This window comes from Enterobacter cloacae complex sp. 2022EL-00788, assembly GCF_026627565.1.
Classification (GTDB): Bacteria; Pseudomonadota; Gammaproteobacteria; order Enterobacterales; family Enterobacteriaceae; genus Enterobacter; species Enterobacter pasteurii.
Window position 1 is genome coordinate 59,817 of sequence record NZ_JAPNMC010000014.1, and the last position, 23,809, is coordinate 83,625.

23 protein-coding genes and 1 pseudogene are annotated in these 23,809 nt (G+C 53.4%); 11 read left to right on the forward strand and 13 right to left on the reverse strand.

From position 1 onward, the window contains the following. The first annotated feature begins 9 nt into the window (after positions 1 to 9). Together OWK27_RS19385 and OWK27_RS19390 are read left to right on the forward strand one after the other, a co-directional pair. Entirely contained in the window at positions 10 to 363 is a 354-nt protein-coding gene (locus OWK27_RS19385; protein WP_267591014.1) for a DUF1971 domain-containing protein, read from the forward strand. 3 nt (positions 364 to 366) lie between these two features. Continuing rightward, positions 367 to 549: a DUF1869 domain-containing protein gene (locus tag OWK27_RS19390; protein ID WP_003856955.1), complete on the forward strand. Its 183-nt coding sequence runs from the start codon at positions 367 to 369 to the stop codon at positions 547 to 549. A gap of 36 nt (positions 550 to 585) precedes the next feature. On the opposite strand, the gene patD is transcribed toward OWK27_RS19390, so the two are convergent. The 3 genes from patD to OWK27_RS19405 form a co-directional block, all read right to left on the reverse strand. After that, positions 586 to 2,010: an aminobutyraldehyde dehydrogenase gene (patD, locus tag OWK27_RS19395; protein ID WP_176610236.1), complete on the reverse strand. Its 1,425-nt coding sequence runs from the start codon at positions 2,008 to 2,010 to the stop codon at positions 586 to 588. Between the two features lie 139 nt (positions 2,011 to 2,149). Further along, positions 2,150 to 3,574 carry a PLP-dependent aminotransferase family protein gene (locus OWK27_RS19400; protein ID WP_176610235.1) on the reverse strand — a complete coding sequence of 475 codons (1,425 nt, stop codon included), beginning with the start codon at positions 3,572 to 3,574 and terminating at the stop codon, positions 2,150 to 2,152. 82 nt (positions 3,575 to 3,656) lie between these two features. Further along, positions 3,657 to 3,845 (reverse strand): cold-shock protein, encoded by a 189-nt coding sequence (locus OWK27_RS19405; protein ID WP_148419751.1) that lies wholly within the window; start codon positions 3,843 to 3,845, stop codon positions 3,657 to 3,659. 392 nt (positions 3,846 to 4,237) lie between these two features. Between OWK27_RS19405 and OWK27_RS19410 the strand changes: the two genes are divergently transcribed. The 4 genes from OWK27_RS19410 (at position 4,238) to hslJ (ending at position 7,337) form a co-directional block, all read left to right on the forward strand. Beyond that, positions 4,238 to 5,632 (forward strand): cytochrome ubiquinol oxidase subunit I, encoded by a 1,395-nt coding sequence (locus OWK27_RS19410; protein ID WP_267591015.1) that lies wholly within the window; start codon positions 4,238 to 4,240, stop codon positions 5,630 to 5,632. 5 nt (positions 5,633 to 5,637) lie between these two features. Continuing rightward, positions 5,638 to 6,648 (forward strand): cytochrome d ubiquinol oxidase subunit II, encoded by a 1,011-nt coding sequence (gene cydB, locus OWK27_RS19415; protein WP_267591016.1) that lies wholly within the window; start codon positions 5,638 to 5,640, stop codon positions 6,646 to 6,648. Further along, the gene (locus tag OWK27_RS19420) at positions 6,648 to 6,776 is read left to right on the forward strand and encodes a DUF2474 domain-containing protein (RefSeq protein ID WP_017693358.1); all 129 of its coding nucleotides are present in this window, start codon (positions 6,648 to 6,650) and stop codon (positions 6,774 to 6,776) included. The genes cydB and OWK27_RS19420 overlap by 1 nt, the downstream gene beginning before the upstream one ends. A 123-nt stretch (positions 6,777 to 6,899) precedes the next feature. Next, positions 6,900 to 7,337 carry a heat shock protein HslJ gene (gene hslJ / locus OWK27_RS19425; protein WP_148419748.1) on the forward strand — a complete coding sequence of 146 codons (438 nt, stop codon included), beginning with the start codon at positions 6,900 to 6,902 and terminating at the stop codon, positions 7,335 to 7,337. A 1-nt stretch (position 7,338) separates the two neighbouring features. Here the strand turns inward: hslJ and OWK27_RS19430 are convergent, their stop codons facing one another. Beyond that, positions 7,339 to 7,605: a DUF333 domain-containing protein gene (locus OWK27_RS19430; RefSeq protein WP_148419747.1), complete on the reverse strand. Its 267-nt coding sequence runs from the start codon at positions 7,603 to 7,605 to the stop codon at positions 7,339 to 7,341. Positions 7,606 to 7,876: 271 nt separating this feature from the next. Between OWK27_RS19430 and nifJ the strand changes: the two genes are divergently transcribed. Together nifJ and ompC are read left to right on the forward strand one after the other, a co-directional pair. Further along, on the forward strand, positions 7,877 to 11,401 hold the full coding sequence (nifJ, locus tag OWK27_RS19435; RefSeq protein ID WP_267591017.1) for a pyruvate:ferredoxin (flavodoxin) oxidoreductase: 3,525 nt from the start codon (positions 7,877 to 7,879) through the stop codon (positions 11,399 to 11,401). A 388-nt stretch (positions 11,402 to 11,789) separates the two neighbouring features. Next, entirely contained in the window at positions 11,790 to 12,899 is a 1,110-nt protein-coding gene (gene ompC, locus OWK27_RS19440; protein WP_267591018.1) for a porin OmpC, read from the forward strand. Between the two features lie 34 nt (positions 12,900 to 12,933). On the opposite strand, the gene OWK27_RS19445 is transcribed toward ompC, so the two are convergent. From OWK27_RS19445 to OWK27_RS19455, 3 genes are all read right to left on the reverse strand, one after another. Further along, entirely contained in the window at positions 12,934 to 13,356 is a 423-nt protein-coding gene (locus OWK27_RS19445) for a GFA family protein (protein ID WP_267591019.1), read from the reverse strand. A gap of 3 nt (positions 13,357 to 13,359) precedes the next feature. Continuing rightward, positions 13,360 to 13,557, reverse strand: coding sequence for a hypothetical protein (locus tag OWK27_RS19450; RefSeq protein ID WP_003856931.1), 198 nt, complete (start codon positions 13,555 to 13,557; stop codon positions 13,360 to 13,362). Positions 13,558 to 13,699: 142 nt separating this feature from the next. Next, positions 13,700 to 14,470: an NAD(P)H-dependent oxidoreductase gene (locus OWK27_RS19455; RefSeq protein ID WP_267591020.1), complete on the reverse strand. Its 771-nt coding sequence runs from the start codon at positions 14,468 to 14,470 to the stop codon at positions 13,700 to 13,702. 86 nt (positions 14,471 to 14,556) lie between these two features. Between OWK27_RS19455 and OWK27_RS19460 the strand changes: the two genes are divergently transcribed. Continuing rightward, the gene (locus OWK27_RS19460) at positions 14,557 to 15,453 is read left to right on the forward strand and encodes a LysR family transcriptional regulator (RefSeq protein ID WP_267591033.1); all 897 of its coding nucleotides are present in this window, start codon (positions 14,557 to 14,559) and stop codon (positions 15,451 to 15,453) included. Positions 15,454 to 15,596: 143 nt separating this feature from the next. On the opposite strand, the gene OWK27_RS19465 is transcribed toward OWK27_RS19460, so the two are convergent. Continuing rightward, a complete protein-coding gene (locus OWK27_RS19465) occupies positions 15,597 to 15,728 on the reverse strand; it encodes a hypothetical protein (protein ID WP_255517716.1) in 132 nt (43 codons plus the stop codon). Between the two features lie 585 nt (positions 15,729 to 16,313). On the opposite strand from OWK27_RS19465, the pseudogene OWK27_RS19470 reads away from it, so the two are divergent. Together OWK27_RS19470 and ttcA are read left to right on the forward strand one after the other, a co-directional pair. Continuing rightward, positions 16,314 to 16,562, forward strand: a pseudogene (locus OWK27_RS19470) (tyrosine-type recombinase/integrase); the annotation flags it as partial. A 38-nt stretch (positions 16,563 to 16,600) separates the two neighbouring features. Then, positions 16,601 to 17,536 carry a tRNA 2-thiocytidine(32) synthetase TtcA gene (gene ttcA, locus OWK27_RS19475; RefSeq protein WP_267591021.1) on the forward strand — a complete coding sequence of 312 codons (936 nt, stop codon included), beginning with the start codon at positions 16,601 to 16,603 and terminating at the stop codon, positions 17,534 to 17,536. Between the two features lie 43 nt (positions 17,537 to 17,579). Here ttcA and dbpA read toward each other — a convergent pair whose 3' ends face one another. The 5 genes from dbpA to OWK27_RS19500 form a co-directional block, all read right to left on the reverse strand. Then, positions 17,580 to 18,953, reverse strand: coding sequence for an ATP-dependent RNA helicase DbpA (gene dbpA / locus OWK27_RS19480; protein WP_267591022.1), 1,374 nt, complete (start codon positions 18,951 to 18,953; stop codon positions 17,580 to 17,582). Between the two features lie 57 nt (positions 18,954 to 19,010). Further along, positions 19,011 to 19,157 (reverse strand): hypothetical protein, encoded by a 147-nt coding sequence (locus tag OWK27_RS19485; protein ID WP_324291176.1) that lies wholly within the window; start codon positions 19,155 to 19,157, stop codon positions 19,011 to 19,013. A 280-nt stretch (positions 19,158 to 19,437) separates the two neighbouring features. Next, complete coding sequence (zntB, locus tag OWK27_RS19490) at positions 19,438 to 20,421, reverse strand: zinc transporter ZntB (RefSeq protein WP_148419714.1); 984 nt, start codon at positions 20,419 to 20,421, stop codon at positions 19,438 to 19,440. 90 nt (positions 20,422 to 20,511) lie between these two features. Beyond that, positions 20,512 to 21,642 carry a methyl-accepting chemotaxis protein gene (locus OWK27_RS19495; protein WP_267591024.1) on the reverse strand — a complete coding sequence of 377 codons (1,131 nt, stop codon included), beginning with the start codon at positions 21,640 to 21,642 and terminating at the stop codon, positions 20,512 to 20,514. Between the two features lie 402 nt (positions 21,643 to 22,044). Further along, positions 22,045 to 23,661, reverse strand: a complete 1,617-nt coding sequence (locus tag OWK27_RS19500) for a peptide ABC transporter substrate-binding protein (RefSeq protein ID WP_242172599.1) — start codon at positions 23,659 to 23,661, stop codon at positions 22,045 to 22,047. Positions 23,662 to 23,809 lie beyond the last annotated feature (148 nt).

Genomic DNA, 23,809 nt, shown 5'->3' on the forward strand with positions numbered 1-23,809 from the left:
GAAACTATTATGTTACGTATTCCTGAAAACTTTGTTCACACCCGCTCGACGCCGTACTGGAATAAAGAGACCGCCCCAAAAGCGCTCTTCACCCATCACAACACGAAAGCTGGCGTCTTCGGTCGTCTGTCCGTCATGCAGGGCGCGGTGCGTTACTATGGCTTCGCCGATAGCGATGCTGCCGAACCGGACCTGGAAGTGGTGATTGAAGCCGGTTCCTTCGGGATTTCCCCGCCGCAAAAATGGCACCGCATTGAGCTGTTGACCGACGATACCTATTTTAATATCGACTTTTTCGCCGATCCTGCCGTCACGCTCAGCGGTGCGGGCATTGGTAAAGTGGTTAATACGCATAAGGAGTAAGTGATGGGTAAGGCAACCTATACCGTGACCGTTACAAACAACAGTAACGGCGTGTCGGTAGATTATGAGACAGAAGCGCCGATGGAGCTGTTAATCCCCGACGTCGCGGCTGACGTGGTGAAGGACCTGGTGAATACCGTTCGCGCCTACGATACGGAGAATGAGCACGAGGTGTGTGGCTGGTAGGCAGATCTGCCCGGCGTTTGCGCCGGGCAAGACGGCTTAGTGCTTTATCATGACATGTCGCACAACCGTATAGTCCTCAAGCCCGTAGACCGACATATCCTTGCCGTAGCCTGATAACTTCATACCGCCGTGCGGCATTTCGCTCACCAGCATAAAATGGGTATTGACCCAGGTGCAGCCATACTGCAACCGCGCGCTGAGCCGATGCGCACGCCCTGTGTCTTTCGTCCAGACGGAGGATGCCAGGCCGTACCGGGAATCGTTAGCCCATTCCAGCACCTGCGCTTCATCCTCAAACTCCGTCACGCTGACCACCGGCCCGAACACCTCCCGCTGGACGATAGCGTCATCCTGCCTCGCCCCGGCCAGCAGCGTTGGCTGGAAGTAATATCCCGCGCCCTCTCTCTTGCCGCCCCCGGTGACCACGCGGATATGACTCAGCGCTTTGGCGTCGTCCACCGCTGCACACACGCGAGCAAGATGCGCTGCTGAGCTGAGCGGGCCAAGCTCCGTAGACGTATCCTCCGGCGCACCCATCTTCAGCGTGGCGACGGCGGCGCCCAGCTTTTCGACCAGCGCGGGATAAATCCCCTTCTGGGCGTATATACGACAGGCAGCGGTACAATCCTGACCAGCATTGTAGAAGCCAAACGTGCGCACGCCCTCAACCACCGCATCCAGATCCGCATCGTCAAAGACGATGACCGGCGCTTTGCCGCCCAGCTCCATATGGGTCCGTTTGATAGAGGAAGCGGTATGGCCGATGATATGTTCCCCGGTGGCGATAGAGCCGGTAAGCGAAACCATGCGCACTTTTTCGTGACCGGTCAGCGGATCTCCCACGGTTTTACCGCGACCAAACAGCACGTTCAGCACCCCTGCCGGGAAGATGTCCTTCGCCAGTTCCGCCAGCTTCAGCGCCGTCAGCGGCGTGATTTCCGAAGGTTTGATCACCACGCAGTTTCCGGCGGCCAGCGCGGGCGCCAGCTTCCACGCCGCCATCATCAGCGGATAGTTCCACGGGGCAATGGAGGCGACAACGCCTACCGGATCGCGACGGATCATTGAGGTATGTCCCTCAAGGTATTCACCCGCGGCCAGGCCATTCAGGCAGCGGGCGGCCCCGGCAAAGAAGCGAAACACATCGACGACGGCCGGAATTTCATCCCCCAGGGCACAATGCAGCGGTTTCCCGCAGTTAAGTGATTCCAGCTGCGCGAACGCGTCGGCATTGGCTTCGATTACATCCGCCAGCTTCAGCAGGCATTCGGCGCGCGTTTTCGGCGTCGTCTGGCCCCACTCAGCGAAAGCACGATCGGCAGCCTGGACGGCAGCATCCACCTGAGCGGCCGACGCCTCAGCAATCTCCAGCAACACCTCACCCGTGGCAGGATTGTAAACCGCCTGCGCCTCGCCTTCGCCGGCCACCAGTTCACCATTAATCAGCAGTAGATTTTGCATAGCATTGTCCTGTTGAAGTCGACATTATTTTCGCTGTCAGCACGCGTATTGCCGGGCTAATGCGTGACAACGTCACGCATCAAGTCGGCGCTCCCTAACTAAAGGTAGACCGCGTACCCTGTCGCTTCAGGAATTTTCATCAGGGTGTGACTGGAGCCAGCATCATTTCGCGAATGACTTCACCCAGCCGGGCGACAGCCTGTTCCTCCCGCTCCCCCCAGCCCCATGAGGTGTTAAAGCGGAAAAACGGCGCCCAGGTATCGGAGGTGGAAAACATTTTGCCGGGGGCAATGCTGATTTGATGGGCTAACGCCTTTTCGCTGAGCCGTCCTGCGTCGAGCCGTTCCGGCAGCTCCAGCCATAAAAAGTAGCCGCTGTCGTTATGATGGATTTTGACACCGGCAGGCATATGGCGCAGAAGCGTCTGCCAGGCATGCTGCTTGCGCTCGGCGAGCGTGCGCCGCAGGCGGCGGAGGTGGGCGTCGTAACGTTTGGTGGACAGATAGTCCACCAGCGCCAGCTGCATAGGGGAGCTGGTGGATAAGGTACTCATCAGCTGTAGCTGCTGAATACGCCGGGCATGTTTTCCTGCCGCCACCCAGCCGATGCGAAAACCGGCCACCAGGCACTTGGAGAAGGATGAACAGTGCAGCGTCATGTCCTGCTTGTCCCAGGCCTTCGCAGGCAAAGGTTTTTCACGGCCAAAGTAGAGTTCGCTGTAAACATCGTCTTCAATCAGCGTGACGTTATGCCGCGTTAACAAGGCCACCAGCCGGGCCTTCTTCTCTGCGCTCAGGGTGAATCCCAGCGGATTCTGGCTGTTAGTCATCAGCCAGCAGGCTTTAACCGGATAATCGCTTAACGCCTGCTCTAGCGCGTTAAGATCGATGCCTTCACGCACGTCAGTGGCGATGGACAAGGCTTTCAGCTTCAGGCGTTCAAGGGCCTGAAGCGCGCCATAAAAACAGGGGTTTTCAACGATGACCCAGTCTCCCGGCTCGGTGACGGCCTGCAGGCTGAGGTTGAGCGCCTCGAGCGCCCCGGCGGTGATCACGATCTCATCCGGGGAGATGTTCATCCCCTGCTGGGCGTAGCGGCGGGCGATAGCATGGCGTAAGTCAACGTTACCCGGCGGCAGGTTTTCAATCACGCTCATGGCGGTGGCCGTTTTACTGACGCTGGCCAGCGATCGGTTGAGCTGCTGAAGCGGGAAAAGACGCGGATCGGGAAACGCAGAGGCAAACGGGACTACCGAGGGATCGCGGCTGGCCTGTAACACGTCGAAGATGTAGGTATTAATGTCTACCACTTCGTCGCGCATCACCTGAGCGGGCGGTGCAGGCTGGTGGGAGGTCGGGCGCGCGGCAACGTAGTAGCCCGACTGCGGTCTGGCGACAATGCGCCCCTGACTTTCCAGCATCTGATACGCGTGGCCAACGGTCATAAAGCTCATGCCGCTGCTTGCCACCTGCTCTCGCAGTGAAGGCAGCTTATCGCCCGGCAACCATACGCCAAGTTCAATCTGCGAGATAATTTGTTGCGCCAGACGCTGGTATTTTTTCATCAGATTCTCCTTATTGCTGACAGTGTATATCAGCAGGAGAAAAAGAGAAGATTTTGCTAACTGTTATGGGAAATGCGGATAATTACTTGCGGTACTCGGTAACGTGATTCTGCGCGGAACGCGCTGCGGCCAGATGGTCGAGCGTGATCATCGACGATTTGCAGAAAATGCACTTCGCGCCGAAAGGATTTTTATCAGACACGTCAAAAGCTGAGGTGCGGTACTGCGAGCCATGACAGCAAGGGCAGCGAAAATGGATATAAGAAGTCATAGGATTCTCCTGTAAACGTAAAAACGTAAATTACTCATGAGCCGAACGGGCAATAGTGGTTCGATACAAAACGAATCGGAAAGTAGATAAAGACCCAAGAGAGGCTGCGGAGAGGCACAACGTGATGAGAACTGCTTTATAAAACTACGTCAGATATTTATTTGGATGCAAAACCAGAAGGCCATTAACGCATGTTGCTGACGACAAAGCAAGCGGTTTAATGCGTAAAAATCATAAAAAGAAATTTTTTATTCACTCCAGTTAACTATAACAGGTAACTAAAGCCTGGGTTTTTACTCAACTGTTATAGTTAAATTTTAATTTTCTGCTTCTGATACCTTACTCATTGCCCCTTTACCATAACATCACACCATTTAAATTTGAGGCTGTGCATGTTTGGTTTAGATGCGTTTCATCTTGCGCGAATACAGTTCGCCTTTACCGTATCCTTTCATATTATTTTTCCGGCCATCACCATCGGCCTGGCGAGCTATCTCGCCGTGCTGGAAGGGCTGTGGCTGAAAACAAAAAATCCCGTCTGGCGTTCGCTGTACCATTTTTGGTCGAAGATCTTCGCCGTTAACTTCGGCATGGGCGTGGTGTCCGGCCTGGTGATGGCTTATCAGTTCGGCACCAACTGGAGCGGATTTTCGCAGTTCGCGGGCAGTATTACCGGCCCCCTGCTGACCTATGAAGTACTTACCGCCTTCTTCCTCGAAGCCGGGTTCCTCGGCGTGATGCTGTTTGGCTGGAATAAGGTAGGGCCAGGACTGCACTTTTTCTCAACCTGCATGGTTGCGCTGGGAACTATCATTTCGACCTTCTGGATCCTCGCCTCGAACAGCTGGATGCAGACGCCCCAGGGATACGAAATTATTAACGGTCAGGTCGTTCCGGTGGACTGGTTTGCCGTTGTCTTTAACCCCTCCTTCCCCTACCGCCTGCTGCACATGTCGATTGCTGCCTTCCTCAGCAGCGCGCTGTTTGTCGGCGCGTCTGCGGCCTGGCATCTGCTGCGTGGAAACAACACCCCCGCCATTCGTGCCATGTTCTCCATGGCATTGTGGATGACGCTGATTGTGGCGCCCGTACAGGCACTGGTGGGTGATATGCACGGTTTGAATACCTTAAAGCATCAGCCTGCAAAAATAGCCGCCATCGAGGGACACTGGGAGAATCCCCCGGGGGAACCCACTCCGCTGCTGCTGTTTGGCTGGCCGGATATGGATCAGGAGCGTACCCGCTTTGGACTGGAGATCCCCGCTCTCGGCAGCCTGATCCTGACCCACAGCCTCGATAAACAGGTTCCGGCCTTAAAAGATTTTGCGAAAGAGGATCGACCCAACTCCACTATCGTTTTCTGGTCTTTTCGCATTATGGCCGGCTTGGGCATGTTGATGCTGCTCCTGGGCGTGATGGCGGTCTGGCTGCGCTATAAGCAACGCCTGTATGTCTCTCGCCCTTTCCTGAGGTTTGCCCTGCTGATGGGGCCGTCGGGGCTGATCGCAATCCTCGCCGGATGGGTGACAACGGAGGTTGGCCGTCAGCCGTGGGTCGTCTACGGGCTACAGCGCACGCAGGATGCGGTCTCCGCGCATGGAGATCTGCATATGAGCGTCAGTTTACTGGCCTTCTTCGTGGTTTATACCTCGGTGTTCGGCGTGGGCTACAGCTATATGGTGCGGCTGATTAAAAAAGGACCGCAGCCCCACGAATCTTTTGCCACCGAGTCCGATGGCCGCCCTGCCCGTCCGCTTTCCGCCGTCACCACTGAATTTAAGGAGTAACCGTAATGGGTATCGATCTTTCCATTATCTGGTTCGTTATCATCGTTTTCGCCACGCTGATGTATATCGTGATGGATGGCTTTGACCTGGGGATTGGCATCCTGTTTCCCGCTACGCAAAATGCCGACGATCGCGACGTGATGGTCAACAGCGTCGCTCCGGTCTGGGACGGAAACGAAACCTGGCTGGTGCTTGGCGGTGCGGCGCTGTTTGGCGCATTTCCCCTCGCCTATGCGGTTATCATCGACGCGCTGACCATTCCGCTGACGTTAATGCTGATCGGACTTATATTTCGCGGTGTCGCCTTTGAATTTCGCTTCAAGGCAACCCCGGCACATCGCCCGTTCTGGGATAAGGCCTTTATCGGCGGCTCCATTCTCGCGACCTTCACCCAGGGCATCATCGTTGGCGCTGTTATCCAGGGGTTCAGCGTAACCGGTCGCGCTTACGGTGGCGGCCCGTTTGACTGGTTAACGCCGTTTAATCTCTTCTGCGGCGCGGGTCTTGTGGTGGCTTATGCGCTGTTAGGATCCACCTGGCTGGTGATGAAAAGCGAGCATGCCCTGCAACGGCGGATGCGCCGGATATCAAAAGGGCTTTTGCTCCTCCTTCTGGTATTTATTGCAGCGATCAGCCTCTGGACGCCTCTGGCGCAGCCGGCCATTGCCGCGCGCTGGTTCACGCTGCCAAACCTGTTTTATCTTCTGCCGGTCCCCGCGCTGGTTGCGATCCTGGGCCTGCTACAGTGGCGCTGCCTGAATAATCCTGCCAGCCATAATCTGCCGTTTATCACGACGTTAGGTCTGGTTTTTCTCGGGTTCAGCGGGCTTGGGATCAGCATCTGGCCGCATATCATTCCGCCGTCCATCACCCTGTGGGAAGCCGCCGCGCCAACTCAAAGCCAGGGCTTTATGCTGGTGGGCGCACTGTTGATCATTCCCGTTATTCTGGTCTACACCTTCTGGAGCTATTACGTTTTTCGCGGAAAAGTACAGCATGGGGAGGGTTATCACTGATGCAACAACCTGTATGGAAACGTTTGATGTGGCTTGCCATCATCTGGGGAGGCAGCGTGCTGGCGCTGGCCTGCGTAAGTATGCTCTTCAAAATGCTGATGGCAGCGGCAGGATTTAAATCTCACTAATTCACTGACCGGGCGCGCCGCCGCCCGGTCCCTTCTCGCACTTTCAGATAAAACCCATTAACGCCGCAGGGGGTATCGTTACACTCGAATAATATTTACAGCATTGATAGTTCGAGAAGAAAAATGAAAAAGCTCGCGGCAATAAGTTTACTCAGCCTTGCACTGGCTGGATGCGTTAATCCCGGCAAAGCCTCCGTTCAGGCCGATCGGTTAGAGAATCACCGTTTCGTGCTGGAAAATGTTGATGGTAAAGCGGTAAACGTCGGGAAAATGCAGCCTGAAATCCGCTTCAGCGCGCAGCCCAACATCAGCCTGATTAACAACATTGTCGTCTCCGGCACCATGTGCAACGGCTTCAACGGACAGGGGAAATTGTCCGAAGGCGAGCTGAAGGTCAAAACGCTGGCGATGACCCGTAAACTTTGCACCGAGCCGCAGCTTAATGAGCTGGATCAGACCCTCGCCGATATGCTGCGCAAAGGCGCGCAGGTAGACCTGACCGAAGACCAGCTAACGCTGGCGACAGCCGATAAATCACTGATGTTTAAGCGAGTAGAATAACTCAGTAGCTTCCGCACGAACCCACGGCAAGCGACTGTTCGCTGCAGCGTTTGCCGTTAGGCAACGCGCACATCCCGATGGCGGAACCGTCGAGCTGGCGGGCGACGGATAGCGAACCGCCGATCATGGCGCAGTTGGCCTGCCCGGAGCTGGACATGGCCGCTCTCATACCCGGCGTAACGTGTGCCGCTGTCGCCTGCTGTACAGGTTCACTGCTGCATGCCGATAACAGTAACGCGGCACACCCTACCCAAAATGCTGAACGCATATCTTCCTCCCCATCATTTAAGCGAAACCTATGCATAATAGGCATCAGGCGCCGCATCGTCGAGAGCGGATGTGCGTATTTATGCGCCTCTGAAACAATTTCTCGCAATTTTTTAGCCCAAATCTTGATCTACTCATTGGTACGGCGAATAACCAGGACACAAAAGCGAAAATCCTAAAACCCCGGGTTTGCTAAAATACACAGATAATATTCAGGGTCTGTTGTCGTTTTACGGCCCCTCTTTTTTTGCGCAATGTAAGGGTGTTGTCCTATGCAAACTATTGACGGCAATGGTGCAGTCGCGTCTGTTGCGTTTCGTACCAGCGAAGTTATCGCCATCTATCCCATCACGCCAAGCTCAACGATGGCTGAACAGGCGGACGCCTGGGCTGGCAATGGATTAAAAAACGTCTGGGGCGATGTCCCGCGCGTCGTGGAGATGCAGTCTGAAGCCGGCGCGATTGCCACCGTGCACGGCGCGCTGCAGACCGGTGCGCTGTCGACCTCCTTTACGTCATCGCAGGGGCTGCTGCTGATGATCCCCACGCTTTACAAGCTGGCAGGACAATTAACGCCGTTTGTCCTGCACGTGGCCGCACGCACCGTTGCCACTCACGCCCTCTCAATTTTTGGCGATCACTCGGACGTGATGGCCGTACGTCAAACCGGCTGCGCCATGCTCTGCGCCAGCAGCGTGCAGGAAGCCCAGGACTTTGCGCTGATTTCCCATATCGCTACGCTGAAAAGCCGCGTGCCGTTCATTCATTTCTTTGACGGTTTCCGCACCTCCCACGAAATCAATAAAATCGTTCCGCTGCCGGATGACACCATCCTCAACCTGCTGCCGCAGGCGGACATTGACGCCCATCGCGCCCGTGCCCTCAACCCTGAACATCCGGTGATCCGTGGTACCTCTGCGAACCCTGATACCTATTTCCAGTCCCGCGAGGCGACAAACCCGTGGTACAACGCGGTGTATGACCACGTTGAACGTGCGATGGATGATTTTGCCGCTGCGACGGGGCGCGAATATAAGCCGTTTGAATACTACGGACATCCGCAGGCTGAACGCGTAGTCGTTCTGATGGGCTCGGCCATCGGCACCTGCGAAGAGGTGGTCGATGAGCTGCTGACGCGTGGCGAAAAGGTTGGCGTGCTAAAAGTTCGCCTTTATCGTCCGTTCTCGGCAAAACACCTGCTCTCCGCCCTGCCGGACAGCGCGCGCGCCGTGGCGGTACTCGATCGCACCAAAGAGCCTGGCGCACAGGCTGAGCCGCTCTATCTTGATGTGATGACCGCCCTTGCAGAGGCGTTTAACGGCGGCGAGCGTGAAACGTTGCCCCGCGTAATCGGCGGCCGATACGGTTTGTCTTCCAAAGAGTTCGGGCCTGAATGCGTGCTGGCCGTGTTTGCTGAACTGAACGAAGCAAAACCGAAGCCGCGTTTTACGGTCGGCATTTATGATGACGTGACCAACCTCTCCCTTGCGTTGCCGGAAAACACCCTGCCCTCGACCGCAAAACTGGAAGCGCTGTTTTACGGCCTGGGCAGTGACGGCAGCGTCTCGGCCACCAAGAACAACATTAAAATTATCGGTAACGCCACGCCGTGGTATGCGCAGGGGTATTTCGTCTACGACTCCAAAAAAGCGGGCGGTCTCACCGTATCCCACCTGCGCGTCAGCGAGCATCCGATTCGCTCGGCCTACCTTATCTCTCAGGCGGATTTTGTTGGCTGCCACCAGCTTCAGTTCATCGATAAATACCAGATGGCCGAGCGCCTGAAGCCCGGCGGTATTTTCCTGATTAACACCCCGTACAGCGCCGATGAGGTCTGGGGACGTCTGCCGCAGGAGGTTCAGGCGGTGCTGAACCAGAAACAGGCGCGTCTGTACGTGATTAACGCGGCAAAAATTGCCCGCGAGTGTGGTCTCGCCGCGCGTATTAATACCGTAATGCAGATGGCCTTCTTCCACCTGACCAATATTTTGCCGGGCGACAGCGCGTTTACGGCGCTGCAGGGGGCGATTGCTAAAAGCTACAGCAGTAAAGGCCAGGAGCTGGTTGAGCGCAACTGGCAGGCGCTGGCGCTGGCCCGCGAGTCGCTGTTCGAGGTGCCGTTGCAGCCGGTCAACGCCAGCAGCCCGAACCGGCCGCCGGTGGTGTCAGACGCCGCGCCGGACTTCGTCAAAACCGTTACCGCGGCGATGCTCGCGGGGCTGGGCGATGCCCTCCCCGTATCCGCGCTGCCGCCGGACGGCACCTGGCCGATGGGCACGACCCGCTGGGAGAAACGCAATATCGCCGAAGCGATCCCCATCTGGAAAGAAGAGCTGTGCACGCAGTGCAACCACTGCGTGGCCGCCTGTCCGCACTCGGCCATTCGCGCCAAGGTGGTATCACCAGAAGCGATGTCCGCCGCTCCGGAAAGCCTGCACTCGCTGGATGTAAAATCCCGCGACATGCGTGGTCAGAAATATGTTCTTCAGGTTGCGCCGGAAGACTGCACCGGCTGTAACCTGTGCGTGGAAGTGTGTCCGGCGAAAGATCGTCAGAACCCGGAAATCAAAGCCATCAATATGATGTCGCGCCTGGAGCACGTTGAGGAGGAGAAAGTGAACTATGACTTCTTCCTCAACCTGCCTGAGATCGATCGCAGCAAGCTGGAGCGCATTGATATTCGTACCTCTCAGCTTATTACGCCGCTCTTTGAGTACTCCGGAGCGTGTTCCGGCTGCGGTGAAACACCGTATATCAAACTGCTCACGCAGCTTTACGGCGACCGTATGCTGATAGCCAACGCGACCGGCTGTTCGTCAATCTACGGGGGGAACCTGCCGTCCACCCCTTATACCACGGACGCTAACGGCCGCGGTCCGGCGTGGGCAAACTCCCTTTTCGAGGATAACGCCGAATTTGGGCTGGGATTCCGCCTGACGGTCGATCAGCACCGTGCCCGCGTAATGCGTCTGCTGGCGCAGTTTGCCGATAGCATTCCGGCTGAACTAAACGACGCGCTGCATGCGGAGGCCACGCCTGAGGTTCGGCGCGAACAGGTTGCTGAACTGCGCAAGGCGCTTCAGGGCGTTGAGGGGGCCGAACAGCTGCTGAACGATGCCGACGCGCTGGTGGAAAAATCGATCTGGCTGATTGGCGGCGACGGGTGGGCCTACGATATTGGCTTTGGCGGCCTGGATCATGTGCTGAGCCTGACCGAAAACGTCAATATTCTTGTGCTCGACACCCAGTGCTATTCAAACACTGGCGGACAGGCCTCAAAAGCGACCCCGCTGGGTGCCGTCACGAAATTCGGCGAGCACGGCAAGCGCAAGGCGCGTAAGGATCTGGGCGTCAGCATGATGATGTATGGCCATGTTTACGTGGCGCAGATTTCGCTTGGCGCACAGCTCAACCAGACGGTAAAAGCCATTCAGGAAGCGGAAGCTTATCCTGGCCCGTCGCTGATTATCGCGTACAGCCCATGCGAAGAGCACGGCTACGATTTGGCACTCAGCCATGACCAGATGCGCCAGCTCACCGCAACGGGATTCTGGCCGCTGTACCGCTTTGATCCACGCCGTGCAGATGAAGGTAAATTGCCGCTGGCGCTGGATTCACGTCCGCCGTCAGACGCCCTTGCTGAGACGTTACTCCAGGAGCAGCGCTTCCGCAGGCTGAACGCTCAACAGCCAGAGGTGGCTGAACAGCTGTGGAAGGATGCGGCAGCAGATCTCCAGAAGCGTTATGACTTCCTGGCGCAGATGGCGGGGAAAGCGGAAAAATCAACCAGCGAATAATAAACTTGCCCGGTATGTCCGGGCATTTTTTTGCCTAAAAAAAAGCCCGATGCAGGTACATCGGGCTCATCCAGACAATCGGTGAAAATTGCGTATACGATTTAAACAATATTCACGTGAATTATGGAAAAGAAATCTTAAAGGCATATAACGGCGTGGAGATTACCCTGTTTACTCAGCAATTAATAATTTTTATTTTGTATTATTCAACTAAAAACATTCATGGAGTGAATCACCATTTCAATAGCATCATTTAGTTTAGATTTTACTTACCCAGTAACAATTATATTTTATTATTCATTATCGGAGTGATTTAGCATGGGACATCTTTCCAGCCCGGAAAGTTCACTAAGCAATTAAAAAAAATAACGACACAGGAATAATCAAAATGCAAAGAAAAGTACTGGCACTGATGATCCCCGCTCTGTTAATGGCTGGCGCAACTCATGCGGCTGAAATTTATAATAAAGATGGTAATAAACTTGATCTGTATGGAAAAGTAGATGGCCTGCACTATTTCTCCGACGATACGTCTAAAGACGGTGATCAAACCTACATGCGTCTGGGCTTCAAAGGTGAAACCCAAATCAACGACATGATGACCGGCTATGCGCAGTGGGAATACAATATTCAGGCGAACAACACCGAAGGCTCTGATAACCAGTCCTGGACGCGTCTGGCCTTCGCCGGCGTGAAGGTGGGCGACTATGGCTCGTTCGATTATGGCCGTAACTATGGCGTACTGTACGATGTGGAAGGCTGGACCGACATGCTGCCGGAATTTGGTGGCGACTCATATACCTACGCCGACAACTTTATGACCGGTCGTGCAAACGGCGTGGCGACCTACCGCAACACCGACTTCTACGGTCTGGTGCAGGGTCTGAACTTTGCGGTTCAGTATCAGGGTAATAACGAAGACGCCAGCAATAATCAGGAAGGCACCAACAACGGCCGCGATATTCGCCATGAGAACGGCGACGGTTACGGTATTTCTGCGACCTATGATTTTGGCATGGGCTTCCGCGCGGGTGCGGCATATGCGTCATCTGACCGTACCAACGATCAGGTAACGTCTACCCGTGCGGGCGGTGACAAAGCGGATGCATGGACTGCGGGCCTTAAATACGATGCTAACAATATCTACCTGGCGGCGATGTATTCCGAAACCCGTAATATGACGCCATATGGTGATAACGCAGACGCAGTTGCCAATAAAACCCAGAACGTTGAAGTGACCGCACAATATCAGTTCGATTTCGGCCTGCGTCCGGCTATTTCCTATTTACAGTCCAAAGGTAAAGACCTGGGCAATGGCCAGGACGACAAAGACCTGGTGAAATATGCTGACGTAGGTGCTACCTACTATTTCAACAAAAACATGTCCACCTATGTTGATTATAAAATCAACCTGCTGGATGAAGATGACGCATTCTACAAAAACAACGGCATCGGTACTGATGACGTCGTAGCGTTAGGCCTGGTTTACCAGTTCTAATGGCATTAGCCCGCAGAAATCTGCGGGCTAACGTTTATTTATGTTGAGTTTCTTCTTTGCGAAAAGAGAGATAGCCAAATACCCCGCTATCACCGTCCATCGGATGATTTACCCCATCCATCACCACCACTTCCGGGAAATCAAATGGCGTGACGTTTTCAAGACATGCAACGTTTACCCCATACTCGTTAGGGTTGGAACGTCTTTGATGGAACGTATAAATTCCGCACACCGCACAGAAGAAATGGCGCGCCGTGCCGGTGTTGAAGCGGTATTCCGTGAGCCTGTCTTCGCCCTGAGTCACCGTAATACCCGTTAACGGTGCAGAGACCACCACCGCACCCCGCATCCGGCAAAAAGAGCAGCTACAGCGACGTGCGGTTTTCAGACCTTCCGTCAGCTCAACCGTAAACTGCACCGCACCACAATGGCACCGTGCATGACCAATTTCAGCCATCGCTTATACCCCTTTTCTCACTAATTCAGCAGCTTTCAAAAAGACTTCATCCTCAACGCCATCTCCCTTCTGCCTGCCGAGCCTTACCAGCTCATCGACAATACTTTCCCGGTTGATGATCTTCTGGGATGAAACCAGACCAATAACGGCGGCGCCAATAGCCAGCCCAACCAACCCTGTTTGTTCGTCTTTATTCTTCATTGAAGCGCTCCCTTGTACCCTTCAAAAGAGTAGCAGGAGTAAAATAAAGCGTGCTGGCTATCGTTAATGGGATCCATGCCATAACTGTCAGAGATTTTCGACTTGCCTGAAAAAAATAGGGTTTGCCTTTGGGGCTCGCCAGTCAGTCATCCTCAAGATGAACGGCAAGTCCAGACATACCCGGTGCAATGTGTTCCGCCAGTACATGCCGGTCCGGGTACTCCCCTGAATTTTGTGAACGAAAAGGGATCGGCGCATCGTTAAAGAGATTCTCCAGACGACTTCGCCAGCTGGTCTCCAGTTCACGTATAGCATTAGCGTAAAGCTGGCCGCTACCGTAAACAGCAAACGTGGGTAATACCTCCATTCCGGTATAAAAGAGCGTGCCATGGGTGATCGGAAATAATAATTGCGCTAAATCGCCATTGATGCCTCTGGGTGAATAATCACGTTCTGGCCCGCCAATCGAAACAGCAAGCAATGCCCGTTTGCCTTTAAAACCGCCTTCACCATAACGATACGCGTTGCCCTTATTCTGATAGCCATATGCAAGACCGTAGGCCCACACCCGCTCTATCCAGCCTTTCATAATGGCAGGCATACTGAACCACCATAATGGGAAAAGGAAGATAACCGCATCTGAGGCCAAAACTTTACGCTGCTCTTGTTCAACATCTGAGGTCTGGCGTCCATGAGCAAAAGCATGCGCAGACTCCTGAATATAGGAAAAACGTTCAGGATTAATTCGTTCAGGGAAGTCCTGGGAATCAAATACAGCTTTCCACCCCATCTTGTGGAGATCCGAATGCACGACACAGTGGCCCTGCGCGGTTAATACCTGCGTCGCTATGTGGACAAGATGACGTGTTAAAGAGGTGGTTTCGGGCTGGGCGTAGACAAGAAGTACATTCATTTTTTCGCTCCCAATCAGTTGGAAGCAACACATTAATTCCGCGTCTGATATAGTTAAAATGAATTTATAAAATGGCTGGCATTATGATGGTTAATACCTTAAGGAATCTTGATTTAAACCTGCTGGTTACGCTTAACGCGCTTCTGACCGAACATAATGTCACCCGTGCTGCCGAGCGTTTGCATCTTTCTCAACCCACCGTAAGCGTGCAACTCGCCCGACTTCGGAAGGTATTCGAGGATCCGTTACTCATACCGGGTCCACGGGGGATGCGCCCAACCCTTCGGGCTGATGAGCTTCGTGAACCACTGCGACATGCATTAGCAGCACTCGAAGAGGTCATCTCCCCAACGGGTGTCTTCAACCCAGCGCAGGCAACTCACCACTGGCACGTCGCCGCCTTTGATTACGGTGTCTTAACTATCCTGCGTCCAGCCCTGAAAGCATTACGCGATGCTGCGCCAGCTACACGTATTGCAGTAGTACATATGCTTCCCTCGCAAGCGTCCAGGAAAGCCGATCGGGGAGAAATTGACCTGGCCTTTATGACCAGGGACGAAGCTCCGCAAAATTTATATAGTCGAACACTGTTCACTGAGCGCTATGTACTTGTTGGTCGTGCGGGCAACCCCCACCTGCAAAAACCCCTGTCGCTTGAGAAATTCTGTCAGCTTGAACACGTCATTGTCTCACCAGAAGGCGGAGGCTTTCACGGTGCGACAGATACCGTATTGGCCGAACGAGGTATGACGCGTCGTGTCTCAATGTCTGTGCCAGGTTTTCTGCTTCTCTGTGCGGTGCTGGAGAGTTCAGATATGGTCGCCATGGCCCCATGGCGGCTGGTGTGTGAAAACAATGCGCTGCAAACTGTTGAACCACCTGTTGAGGTGTCCGGATTTGAAATGGTTATGCTCTGGCCTGAGCGGGTCCATCGCGATCGCGCCCATATGTGGTTTCGTGAGAAAATCGCCTCATCGGTATAAGCATCAATCGGTGCTTACACCTTAAAAGCTTGTCAGTTTATGCTGGAAAGAACGACCATCGTTTTAGACTCCTCCGCGTCTGTACTCATGAGATCGCAGCCCCTGGACGATGCAAAGAAAAACCGCCCGAAGGCGGCTTCTTATCACTCTGGTTCTTTATCGCCCGATTCGGGCGCTGAGCCAGGGTCGTCTTTTGGCTTGCTTCCATCCTTATCGTGGCTATCCGGGACGGGGCTAAAATCAGGATGGTCGCCATTTACTGGCCGGTCAGTCATGTTCACCTCCATTTCTACCGCGTAAACCTTAAGTGTAGACACTCCATACGTTATCCCCAAACTTCACGTGGAGTAAGGGAATGCTGCTTTCATCCTGACACAAGGTAACGACGTGTTTGCGGTCAGTTTAGCGCTAACAGTCCCATTTAAACGGGAGGTCAACAGGCAGCTCTAACGCGATGTAAACGCAATATTTCAAACGCGTGTAGCAATGCTGGAGGTTGGTATTACGCCTGGCTGAAGATAGAATGGTTTGACAAAAGTTAACGTCAGGACGACCTGCTCATGATTTTTCTTTATTCCGCTATTGCACTCTCCTGCCTGGCAGCCTTCGTCTTACTTTGCTTTTATGCAATTTATCAGTTTTCGGTAAAGGGAGACGTCAGTTTTTACGTAATGCTCTTCGCTTTAATATTCCTTTGCATCTCTTTTTACGGAGCCGTAGGTTTTACTTACACAAAGTTAAAAGAAGCCGGAACCGTCATCAAAATTATCTGAACCAGCCACTTTTAGTAACGACCGGTAACCGCGTTTCTTTGATAGCCTCGGCCGCTTTCTCGGTGACTCCCAGTGCTGGAAGCCTGTTACGCTTTAACGAGCATCGGCGCCGGATCTAACGCCGCTGTAAAACGTGCTGGCATTCGCCGCCGGAATCCGTACCATACGCGGCATACTTTTGCCTGCTGGCTTTTATCTGCCGGCGCTAACCCGTCTTTCATAGCCAGCCAGATGGGGCATGAAAACGCGCAAATGGTTTATGAAGTCTACAGTGCGTGGATTGAAGAAATGAATGGCGAACAGGTGCTGATGCTTAACGATAAGCTCGCACGCTGAAAAATTTTTGCCCCTATTGGCTCCGAAGGTAGTAATAAATGCAAGAAAATCAATCAAATACAAAGAAAGAACAATACAACCTGAACAAGCTGCAAAAGCGACTGCGCCGTAACGTGGGCGAAGCCATTGCAGACTTCAACATGATTGAAGAAGGCGACCGTATTATGGTGTGCCTGTCAGGGGGTAAAGATAGCTATACCATGCTGGAGATCCTGCGTAATCTTCAGCAAAGCGCACCGGTGAACTTTTCCCTGGTGGCGGTCAATCTCGACCAGAAACAGCCGGGCTTTCCGGAGCATATCCTGCCGGAGTACCTGGAGAAACTGGGCGTTGAATACAAGATCGTAGAAGAGAATACCTACGGTATTGTTAAAGAGAAGATCCCTGAAGGCAAAACGACCTGCTCGCTCTGCTCCCGTCTGCGCCGCGGCATTCTGTACCGTACCGCGACGGAGCTGGGCGCAACCAAAATCGCGCTGGGCCACCACCGTGACGACATTCTGCAAACGCTGTTCCTGAACATGTTCTACGGCGGCAAAATGAAGGGCATGCCGCCGAAGCTGATGAGTGATGACGGCAAACACATCGTCATCCGCCCGCTCGCCTACTGTCGCGAGAAAGACATCGAGCGTTTCTCACAGGCCAAAGCCTTCCCTATCATTCCATGCAACCTGTGCGGATCTCAGCCTAACCTGCAGCGTCAGGTGATTGGCGACATGCTGCGTGACTGGGATAAACGCTATCCGGGTCGTATCGAGACGATGTTCAGCGCCATGCAGAATGTGGTTCCTTCGCACCTGGCCGACGTCGAGCTGTTCGATTTTAAAGGCATCAACCATGGTTCAGAAGTGATAAACGGTGGCGACCTGGCGTTTGACCGCGAAGAGATCCCGATGCAGCCTGCCGGCTGGCAGCCGGAAGAAGATGATGCGCAATTCGATGAACTACGCCTGAACGTGGTGGAAGTAAAATAACCTTACAGCGTCTCAGAAACCGCTTCTGAGACGCTTCTTTAGCTTACTTCAGCAGACGAACGCGACAGGTTTTCCCTTTAATTTTCCCGTTCTGCAATTGTTTCCAGGCTTTGTGAGCAACCGGCTGGCGAACCGCCACGTAGACATGTGCCGGATGGACCGTAATTTTACCAATATCTGCCCCATCCAGACCGATATCCCCTGTTAACGCCCCCAGTACGTCACCCGGACGCATTTTGGCTTTCTTGCCGCCGTCGATACAAAGGGTAACCATCTCCGCCACAAGCGGAACAACGCTGGTGTGGCCTGGTGCGCTCACCCAGTTGAGTTTCATTTGCAGCATTTCTGCAAGAATGTTGGCGCGCTGAGCCTCTTCAGGCGCGCAGAAGCTGATAGCAAGACCGCTGTTGCCGGCACGCGCCGTGCGTCCGATACGGTGTACATGCACCTCTGGATCCCATGCCAGCTCAAAATTGACCACCAGCTCAAGAGATTTAATGTCCAGCCCACGGGCCGCCACGTCCGTGGCAACCAGCACGCGAGCACTGCCGTTAGCGAAACGCACCAGGGTCTGATCGCGATCGCGCTGCTCCAGATCGCCGTGCAGCGGTAACGCACTCTGCCCGGCTTCATTCAGGGCATCACACACCGCCTGACAATCTTTTTTGGTGTTACAGAACACCACGCAGGACGCGGGCTGGTGCTGGCTCAGTAATTTTTGCAGCAGCGGAATTTTGCCCTGCTGCGACGTTTCATAGAACTGCTGTTCAATTGCTGGCAATGCATCAACGGTATCAATTTCGATGGTAATCGGATCTTTCTGCACGCGCCCGCTGATCGCCGCAATGGACTCGGGCCAGGTAGCAGAAAAGAGCAGCGTTTGACGAGAGGCAGGCGCGAAGCGGATCACGTCGTCAATCGCGTCGCTGAATCCCATATCCAGCATGCGGTCTGCTTCATCCATCACCAGCGTTTGCAGCGCATCAAGTGAAACGGTGCCTTTTTGCAGATGATCGAGCAGACGACCCGGCGTCGCCACAATGATATGCGGCGCGTGCTGAAGAGAATCGCGCTGCGCACCAAAAGGTTGTCCACCGCATAGCGTTAAAATTTTGGTGTTCGGTAAAAAGCGCGCCAGGCGACGCAGCTCGCCCGCCACCTGATCGGCCAGCTCGCGCGTTGGGCAGAGAATAAGAGACTGGGTCTGAAACAGGGTTACATCGATGTGCTGTAACAGGCCAAGACCGAATGCAGCCGTTTTACCACTGCCGGTTTTAGCCTGCACGCGCACGTCACGGCCTTCGAGGATGGCTGGCAGGGCAGCGGCCTGGACAGGTGTCATAGTCAGGTAGCCCAACTCATTCAGGTTAGTGAGTTGGGCAGCAGGCAGAACATTCAGCGTGGAAAAAGCGGTCACAATATACTCTCGTGGTAAAGATTACGGTCAGATGGCGCGTATCCTCGCAGATCTCCGCTAACGATGCGACAATTTAATCGGCTCTTCATCCGGTGGCGGGTCCGGCATCGGCTGCGGACGGGGGATGGGGTCAGGCATTGGGGTCGGATCGGTTGGCACCGGATCGGACTGACGCGTCTTCACCAGGTGCAGGGTAAGTAGCATACTCATCTTTTCCTCCAGGTTTTGGTGTTGTCCCCTAAAGGGTAGACGCTGAGAAACAGGAGGCAAAAAAAAGCCGACTATGAAGTCGGCGTCGTACGAATCAATTGTGCTATGCAGTAATTCAAAAAAAGGAAGTAAGACAATATGGAGCGCAACGCCCATCGCTTGACGTTGCATTCACCTGCGGGAGTAATATTGCACCTTAGAGGGCCGGAGTTTATTGACTTCGCTCAATTAAAATGTCGTTTTGAAGCAGACAATGCATCATAAAAGCGTAAATTTACAGCCATTTACTGCGATGCAACCACCACGCAACACCGCCAATTAAAACCACTAACATGACGCAAAATGTGGTGAAGCCGTAATGGTATTCCCCGCCGGGGATCCCCCCCAGATTGACGCCAAATAGCCCGGTTAGGAACGTGCTCGGTAAAAAGACCATCGCCATTAGCGACATGGTGTACGTTCTTCTTGCTAAAGACTCCTGCATCACCTGTGCTATTTCGTCCGCCATGACCGCCGTTCTGGCGATACAGGCGTCGATCTCGTCCAGCCCTCTGCCGAGCCGGTCAGCGATATCCTGCATTCTGCGGCGCTGATCGTCATTCATCCAGCTCAGGCGTTCGCTGGCCAGACGCGCGTAAACGTCGCGCTGCGGAGTCATGTAGCGGCGCATGACGATAAGTTGCTTACGCAACAGCGCCAGAAAGCCTCGTGGGGGGATTTGCTGATCGAGAAGATTATCTTCCAGATCGATGATTTTATCGTGGAGTTCTTCAATAAACTCGCTGGCGTGATCGGTCAACGCATCGCATACATCAACCAGCCAGCTGCCGCAATCCGTTGGTCCCGTGCCCTCTTTCAGATCGTTAATAACGTCATCAAGCGCCAGCACCTTTCGCTGGCGGGTGGAGACAATCAGGCGTTCATCCATATATACACGCATTGCCACAAGCTGATCCGGACGTTCATCCGTGCTGCCATTAATACACCGCAACGTAATTAACGTGCCCTCACCCATCCGGCTGACGCGCGGCCTGAGGCTTTCTCCCGCCAGCGCATCCCGGACGTTATTAGGCAACAGCGGCGTGGATGCGAGCCAGTCTGCGCTGTCTGGATGGGTGTAGTTGAGATGCAGCCAGCATGGATGTTCACTGTCGATTTCATCCGTATCTTCCAGCGGTCTAGCGCCACCACGTCCATCAAACACCCACGCAAAAACTGCGTCAGGAACGTTAACCTCAGACCCTTTTATGCTTTCCACAGCGCCTCCACCGTTTTAACTCTTCCGGTGTCAGTCTAGCTTTCGCCGAGGGTTAAGCAATAATTATGTGAGGCATGGTCCTGAATATGCTCAGGAATTCACCGCCCACTTGCGGCGCTTTAGCGCATCGTCAGGCTGGTATTCATTATTCAGGCGGAAGTTACGCGTTCGCGTTTGTAGTTCAATCACCTGATTGCGCAGCACGTCTGATGAACCATTAAGTTCTTCTACCATCGAGACGTTGCTCTGCGTGACGCGCTCAAGCTCTGATAGTGCCTGAGTTATTTGTGAAATGCCTTTTTCCTGTTCCGACGTAGAGGCGGAAATGTGATCCATCAGTCTGCTGACATTGCCCGAGCCGGCTACGATGTCATGCATATTTTTTTCCGCCTCCGATACTACCGTGACGCCCTGGGTCACGTTATGGCTGGTGACTTCAATTAATGATTTAATATTTTTTGCCGCTTCGGCGCTGCGATGTGCCAGGCTTCGGACCTCACCGGCCACGACGGAAAACCCTTTACCATGGTCACCGGCTCTTGCCGCTTCCACAGCGGCATTAAGCGCCAGAATATTGGTCTGGAAAGCGATACCGTCAATCAGCGAGATAATTTCCGTCATCTGCTGGGCACATTCGGTTATCGATTGCATATTGTTTGCAACCTGCCCCATTAACTCCCCGCCCTTACGCGCCCGCATAGTCGCAGCATTCGCCTGCTCGCTGGCTAAACGGGTATTGTCTGCATTATTTTTGGTACTCGCAGCCATCTGTTCCATGCTGGCCGCCGTTTGGACCAGAGAGGCTGACTGCTGTTCTGTTTTGACGGAAAGCTCCGCGCTGCGGGAAGAGAGCTGTTCAGAAAGCGTCATGGCAGTATGCGACGACGCGCGGATCTCACGCACCAGCGTTGCGATATTGCTGGAGAGACTATTAATTCCCGGGATCAGCCGCCCCGCACAGTTGTTACCGAACTCGGGAATCGCCCCCCCCAGGTTACCCGACGTGACTTCTTCAATACTTTTTTTCACCGTATTGATCGGCGTCACAAGGTATTTTGTCATGTACGCCCAGAGTAAAAATAAGGCGACAGATTGAACAATAATAACAGCAATTAAAAGCGGCAAGCTGCCTGAGAATATTGTTATCACTCCATCACTTACCAAAAATACACATAAAAGAAAATAGGTAATAAACGTCCTGACACTAATATTTTTTAGCATACTGTTTCCTGCGGCTTTATATTTGGGTTGGCAATAAGGGTTATAGCATTGCCGGGTAATTTTGTCCTCAGGTTCGTTACTAGATTACTTTTTTGCTGTTTAAATTCAGTTATTTAATTTAAACAGCCGTAACATGCTGCCTTAAGGCAAATTAAAAGATATCAGCTTTGTTATAATGCATCCGCAAAAAACGTTAGCGGTATATTTAAGAAGTAATACCTTTAAGTCATATTGTTTAGTGACGCTTAATAAGTTAGCACTGGTAATATATACATGCTGCATGGGATAGCGTACATACCTTTTAAAGTTTTAGTTCACTATTGTTAAACGATTGCAGGATGGCTTCGGGCGCTAATGCGATTAACAGCTATCGTAATCGCACCGCGCCCTACTCTTTCGATTCTAGTGCTTTTCAATGTACATAGTACGACTGTACGCCACGTCCTCTGGGTTATTTATTGGATATCCTTTGACCCAGGGCTTAATGAGGCGGCCATTGGTGTATTGATAAATCGGAGCAATAGGTGCCTTTTCTGTCAGGATCTTCTCCGCCATGTTGTAGTCGGCATTACGCGCTTTTTCAGTGGTTTCAAGCGTCGCCTGATTAATAATCTTGTCGTACGCCGGATCGTTGAAGCGCGAGATATTCCCGCTATGGGAGGAGGTGAGCAGCGACAGGAAAGTCGACGGCTCGTTATAGTCCCCTACCCATGACGCACGGATGACGTCAAAATTCCCGGTGTTGCGGCTGTCGATGTAGGTTTTCCACTCCTGATTCTGCAACTTGACGTCAACGCCCAGGTTTTTTTTCCACATGGATGCAACCGCAATCGCAATTTTTTGATGGTTTTCGGACGTGTTGTAGAGCAGCGTTAATTTTAACGGGCGCTGCGGGCCATAGCCTGCTGCCTGCAATAACGTTTTCGCCTGAGCATTCAGCTCCTGTTGCGACATCTGCTCAAATGGCGAGGTTTCCGGCGTGAAACCGGCAGTCACATCGGGAGTGAAATGCCAGGCCGGCTTCTCGCCAGTTCCCAGCACTTTTTCCGCCATGATCCGCCGGTCGATAGTCATGCTGAGCGCCAGACGCACGCGGGCATCAGCGGTTGGGCCTTTTTGCGTGTTAAACGCGTAGTAGTAGGTACCCAGCTGCGGCGGCGTGTATACCTGCCCAGGGATATCCTTAAGCAGCTTCTGATACATGTTTTTTGGGAACGATTCGGTTATATCAATATCGCCCGCCAGATAACGTTTCGTTGCTGATGACTCCTGATTGATCGGCACGAAAGTCACTTTCTGAAGCACCGTTTTGGCGTTATCCCAGTAATGAGGATTCGGCTCAACTACCAGTTTTTCATTAACCACACGATCTTTCAGCACATACGCACCATTACCGATGAGCGCGCCTGGACGTGTCCACTCTTTACCGCTTTCGACGTTGGCCTTTTGGACAGGATAGAACGCAAAGTTAGCCGTAAGATTGCTGAACCACGGCAGGGGCTTGTCGAGCTGAACGCGCAGCGTTTTCGCATCGACCGCCGTTACGCCAAGGGTGTCTGGTGCAGCTTTGCCATCGATTATGGCCTGAGCGTTGTTAATTCCAGCCAGCGCCGCAAACCAGGCGAAAGGTGAGGTCGTTTTCGGGTCAACCAGACGACGCCAGCTGTAAACAAAATCCTGCGCCGTCACCGGGCTACCGTCAGACCACTTCGCGTTGTCTCGCAGGGTAAACGTCCAGATCCGGTTATCATTGCTTTGCCAGCGCGTCGCTACTCCCGGCACCAGCTCCCCTTTTTCATTTTGATTCACCAGCCCTTCATAAAGGTCGCGGATCACCTGAATTTCCGGTAATCCCACCGCTTTTGCCGGATCGAGGGAAGCGGGTTCATCTTTGATATGTCGAACCAGCTCCTGTTTTTGCGCCAGAACCGTTCCCTGGGGAACATCCGCGGCATATGAAAGTGATGAGAGCCCGCACAGCCACAGCGCAGTACAAAGAAGCGAAACAGGATGCTTCATACGATCCCCTTAATGATTTCAGGTAACAGGCAGATGCGTAATTATTTGTTTCGAAACGGAGAAATGCAAATGCTTCCTCCTGAAAGTTGATGTCAGGCAAATTTCTACACGAAAGGAAACTATTTGATTAAGCGCGGGTTTTGCACAA

What these genes read in the sequence shown, in the direction of transcription:
- OWK27_RS19430 (WP_148419747.1), bottom strand. Translation starts at nt 7,605, where the DNA reads ATGCGTTCAGCATTTTGGGTAGGGTGTGCCGCGTTACTGTTATCGGCA.
- OWK27_RS19465 (WP_255517716.1), bottom strand. Translation starts at nt 15,728, where the DNA reads ATGACTGACCGGCCAGTAAATGGCGACCATCCTGATTTTAGCCCCGTC.
- OWK27_RS19450 (WP_003856931.1), bottom strand. Translation starts at nt 13,557, where the DNA reads ATGAAGAATAAAGACGAACAAACAGGGTTGGTTGGGCTGGCTATTGGC.
- OWK27_RS19460 (WP_267591033.1), top strand. Translation starts at nt 14,557, where the DNA reads ATGGTTAATACCTTAAGGAATCTTGATTTAAACCTGCTGGTTACGCTT.
- OWK27_RS19455 (WP_267591020.1), bottom strand. Translation starts at nt 14,470, where the DNA reads ATGAATGTACTTCTTGTCTACGCCCAGCCCGAAACCACCTCTTTAACA.
- OWK27_RS19445 (WP_267591019.1), bottom strand. Translation starts at nt 13,356, where the DNA reads ATGGCTGAAATTGGTCATGCACGGTGCCATTGTGGTGCGGTGCAGTTT.
- ttcA (WP_267591021.1), top strand. Translation starts at nt 16,601, where the DNA reads ATGCAAGAAAATCAATCAAATACAAAGAAAGAACAATACAACCTGAAC.
- OWK27_RS19385 (WP_267591014.1), top strand. Translation starts at nt 10, where the DNA reads ATGTTACGTATTCCTGAAAACTTTGTTCACACCCGCTCGACGCCGTAC.
- hslJ (WP_148419748.1), top strand. Translation starts at nt 6,900, where the DNA reads ATGAAAAAGCTCGCGGCAATAAGTTTACTCAGCCTTGCACTGGCTGGA.
- OWK27_RS19500 (WP_242172599.1), bottom strand. Translation starts at nt 23,661, where the DNA reads ATGAAGCATCCTGTTTCGCTTCTTTGTACTGCGCTGTGGCTGTGCGGG.
- patD (WP_176610236.1), bottom strand. Translation starts at nt 2,010, where the DNA reads ATGCAAAATCTACTGCTGATTAATGGTGAACTGGTGGCCGGCGAAGGC.
- ompC (WP_267591018.1), top strand. Translation starts at nt 11,790, where the DNA reads ATGCAAAGAAAAGTACTGGCACTGATGATCCCCGCTCTGTTAATGGCT.
- OWK27_RS19400 (WP_176610235.1), bottom strand. Translation starts at nt 3,574, where the DNA reads ATGAAAAAATACCAGCGTCTGGCGCAACAAATTATCTCGCAGATTGAA.
- OWK27_RS19390 (WP_003856955.1), top strand. Translation starts at nt 367, where the DNA reads ATGGGTAAGGCAACCTATACCGTGACCGTTACAAACAACAGTAACGGC.
- cydB (WP_267591016.1), top strand. Translation starts at nt 5,638, where the DNA reads ATGGGTATCGATCTTTCCATTATCTGGTTCGTTATCATCGTTTTCGCC.
- OWK27_RS19485 (WP_324291176.1), bottom strand. Translation starts at nt 19,157, where the DNA reads ATGCTACTTACCCTGCACCTGGTGAAGACGCGTCAGTCCGATCCGGTG.
- OWK27_RS19405 (WP_148419751.1), bottom strand. Translation starts at nt 3,845, where the DNA reads ATGACTTCTTATATCCATTTTCGCTGCCCTTGCTGTCATGGCTCGCAG.
- OWK27_RS19495 (WP_267591024.1), bottom strand. Translation starts at nt 21,642, where the DNA reads ATGCTAAAAAATATTAGTGTCAGGACGTTTATTACCTATTTTCTTTTA.
- nifJ (WP_267591017.1), top strand. Translation starts at nt 7,877, where the DNA reads ATGCAAACTATTGACGGCAATGGTGCAGTCGCGTCTGTTGCGTTTCGT.
- OWK27_RS19410 (WP_267591015.1), top strand. Translation starts at nt 4,238, where the DNA reads ATGTTTGGTTTAGATGCGTTTCATCTTGCGCGAATACAGTTCGCCTTT.
- OWK27_RS19420 (WP_017693358.1), top strand. Translation starts at nt 6,648, where the DNA reads ATGCAACAACCTGTATGGAAACGTTTGATGTGGCTTGCCATCATCTGG.